This is a genomic window from Methanoculleus sp. DTU007 (assembly GCF_001512385.1).
GTDB lineage: Archaea > Halobacteriota > Methanomicrobia > Methanomicrobiales > Methanoculleaceae > Methanoculleus > Methanoculleus thermophilus.
The window spans coordinates 1247-4553 of sequence record NZ_LFRO01000038.1; the positions used below are offsets into that span (position 1 = coordinate 1247).

Annotated in this window: 3 protein-coding genes and 1 pseudogene; 2 read left to right on the forward strand and 2 right to left on the reverse strand. The window is 61.6% G+C overall.

Translation table 11 applies throughout. The features are described 5' to 3' along the window. Together ACI94_RS04190 and ACI94_RS04195 are read right to left on the reverse strand one after the other, a co-directional pair. Positions 1-810 (reverse strand): hypothetical protein (locus ACI94_RS04190; RefSeq protein WP_286681135.1); only part of this gene is annotated, 810 nt, incomplete at its 3' end. Between the two features lie 503 nt (positions 811-1313). Next, complete coding sequence (locus ACI94_RS04195; protein WP_286681136.1) at positions 1314-2444, reverse strand: acyltransferase; 1131 nt, start codon at positions 2442-2444, stop codon at positions 1314-1316. Positions 2445-2573: 129 nt separating this feature from the next. Between ACI94_RS04195 and ACI94_RS04200 the strand changes: the two genes are divergently transcribed. After that, positions 2574-3023 (forward strand): PPC domain-containing DNA-binding protein, encoded by a 450-nt coding sequence (locus tag ACI94_RS04200; RefSeq protein WP_286681137.1) that lies wholly within the window; start codon positions 2574-2576, stop codon positions 3021-3023. Continuing rightward, positions 3020-3307 (forward strand): annotated as a pseudogene (locus tag ACI94_RS04205) (YgiQ family radical SAM protein); the annotation flags it as partial. The gene ACI94_RS04200 and the pseudogene ACI94_RS04205, both read left to right, overlap by 4 nt.

Sequence of the window (3307 nt, forward strand, 5' to 3'; positions counted from 1 at the left end):
CTGCAGGTAGGTGTTGCCGATGTTGCGGACGGTCGGGCGGTTGTCACCTTCGCTGAAGATGGTGTTGCCTGCAACCCACTTGGGCACATTGATGTTCACGCTGCCGTAGTTGACGGATGCGAAGTCGATGTCAAAGGCGGTGACGGGCACATACTCGAAGGTGTTGTAGAGCGGCTCGGCCCAGTTGTTGTTGTGATCGACGGCGTTCGCCTCGACGCAGTAGTCACCGGCAGGCATGCAGTAGCAGAGGTCAGCCTGGCCGACCCAGACAGCGGCGGTGCCCTTCTCAAGGTACTCCGTGAGGATGGTGTTTGCATCGTAACCCTCGGCAACGGTCAGCAGACCGCGGTCAAGAGCCCTCTGGAAGAGCGTCACGGCCTGGTCCTGGTTGTTGACCTTCGTGCCCATCACCTGGTACACGAACGAGCCGTTGCCCCAGCAGTTCTCCGGCTGGGAGACGTCCCAGGAGACGACATTCACGTCGCCGTTCTCCTCGTCATCGAAGACAACAGCGTAATATTTAACAGTCTTTGTGCCCTCATAGGTTACCGGGGGTAGGAACTGGCTTCCCGGGACGGCGTGTGTCGGATCACCATCTTCCCAGGATCCGGTAGTGTCAGCTTCCCATTTGCAGAGCACGATGGGGATCTCTCCTCCCCCCGTCGCAATCCTGGCCAACGTTTCGACATCTTCTCCATCTACAGGCGTCTGGGTGCACATCGGCACCACTTCCGCCGAGACCGGCAGAACCATGGCTGCCAGTATCATCATGACCGCGGTAGCGATACCTAACGGTACTCGGATTTTCATTTGCTATCTCTCCATGGATTTGGCTCCCAGACGGTGGTTTGCGAGACGGGCCGCCTGGCACAGTAGCTCGGCTTCTTTCCCGGATATCGGGGGCCTTGCCTCATCGGCCGGCCGGGCGCCCATCGAGATCATTTTTTTCCCCGCCCGGCTGGCCTCGGCAGCTACCGTGACCAGGAGATATCCATCATCACATATATAATTATCTCAAATCCAGAGACCCGGAGGGATGTTGCGGATGCTTTTCGGAGGTAACGGGGGTTGCTGAGAAGGCTGATTATAAGTGGTACGCCATAAAAATAAATTTCACCGATTTGCCTGAGTTATGGAAAAATCTGAGAGATTTTGGGGCATGAGAGAGGAGGGAAACTCGGGGGACTGAATCGCCCCGGCATCCTGACTCACGGTTGTTCGAAGGTGCTGGTTTTTGAAACCGGAGCCCATCATTAATTATTTAAAAACATAACCTTTTTGTTCCAGGGGCTGCCGACATGAGAGAGCAGTGGTTACGTGCCGCCGGAGCGGCCCGGCCCCCGCCGCACCCGCGGCTCCCCGAGCAGGTACCCGGCGTACGGCATCCCCGACGCCCCCCGCACCGCCCCATAGCTCGCCGCGGCGGCGGCCAGAAAGATCGCCGGGTAGGTCGGCCAGTCCGCCCACGACAGCCCGGTGAGGGAGGTCCAAGCGACCGCACTGGCGGCGATGACCAGGGGGTGGACGAGATAGATCCCGTAGGAGTGCTCCCCAAAGGACCGGGAGGCACCCGCAGGACGGCCCTCTCCGTCCTCCAGCCGCCAGGCCGCGAGGACGAGCACGGCGATGACAGGAACGTAGTAGAGCGGCTCAAGAATCCGGTAGACGCAGAAGACCGCGAGAGTCGCGCCGGAGAGGCTCCCGTAGCGGAGCACGGCCGCCGCCCACATGCCGCCGAGGAAGAGAGCGCCCGCACCGGCTGAGACGATGACCCACGCCGCCGAAAGAGACCGGAGCTGCGACCGGAAATTGTCCGTATGCCGGGCGACGTGGATCCCGAGGACGAAGTAGAAGAGATGCGACGGAAAGACGCGGATCAGCACCGTGTACCACTCCGTGCCTGCAAACGCCCCGAGACAGTGGGCGCCCACGTTCCAGAGGACCTGAACGAAGAGGAGGGCGAGGAGGAGATAGAGCGCCGCCCCGTCTCGGTCGAACCGGTCGTAGCCTCTCGCGATCAGCGGGAAGAAGAGATAGAGCTGGATGATCAGCACGAAGAACCAGAGATGGTAGGCGGCGGTCCCGAGAAGGAGGGCCTCCGCCACTCTCCCGGGCGCCGGCACGCCGGCGAACCCGAACGTCCCCTCCACCACGATCACCAGGTAGAGGGCGGTGAAGAAGAGATAGGGCAGAAGGATCGTCCGGGCCCGGTGGCGGTAGAAGTCCCGGAGAGAGTATTCACCTGAATGCCGCGCGCCAAGCACCCACCCGGATATGAAGATGAAGACCGGCACGGCGAAGTGGGCGACGACGTAGACGACGACGTTTACGAGGGCAAGCAGGTTCACTCCGGGGATCCGGGTGTAGTTCATGGAGACGTGGACGGCGATCACGGCGAGGGCGGCTAACCCCCGCAGATACTCGACCTCAAAAAACCAGACCACCGCAGCCACACCTCGCTATCGCCCGGAGGGCAACTGCATCATTGCAGGCCGGGTATATAACTTCCCGCACCGGCCGCCGGTCAAGCACTATATTACCAAACGACACTATCATATCAGGAGAGTGAGTCCATGCAGTACTCGGAAGGGCAGGTCGGCAGAGTCTTTTCCGTCCGGATCGACGACGGGGAGGACTTTCTACGGGAGATCGAACGGTTCGTCGCGGCAATGAACATCCAGAGCGGCATGATTCATTTCCTCGGTGCCGTACGGTCGGCGAAGATCGTGACCGGGCCAAAGGAGCCGGTCATTCCGCCGTCACCGCGGGCCGAAGAGATATTCGGGGGCTGGGAACTCCTCGGGTTCGCGACCATCTACCCCGGGGAGGATGGGCCGTCCATCCATCTCCATACGGCAGCGGGGAAGGGGATACGGTCGATTACCGGGTGCCTCCGGGAGAAGGCCGAGGTCTACCTGGTGGTCGAGGCGATCGTCACGGAGTTCGTCGGCCTCACCGCAAAACGGCTCCCCGACGAGAAGACCGGGGTCAACCTCCCGGTCTTCGACCGGACGCTCCCATGACCGGGCAGCCGGAATTTCTCCCGATGACGGTCCCGGAGGCGGAACAACTCGGCATCGACCAATTCGACATCATCCTCGTCACCGGCGACGCCTATGTCGATCATCCCTCCTTCGGGACGGCGCTCCTTGGCCGGGTTCTCTGGGACGCCGGCTACTCGGTCGGGGTCATCGCCCAGCCCGACTGGAAGAGCGGCGACGACCTCCGGCGTCTCGGCGAGCCCCGGCTCTTCTTCTCGGTCTCGGCCGGAAACGTCGATTCACAGGTGAACGCCTTCACGCCGAAC

Excerpts from the sequence above, each read along its gene's own strand:
- ACI94_RS04200 (WP_286681137.1), top strand. The coding sequence starts at position 2,574 with ATGCAGTACTCGGAAGGGCAGGTCGGCAGAGTCTTTTCCGTCCGGATC.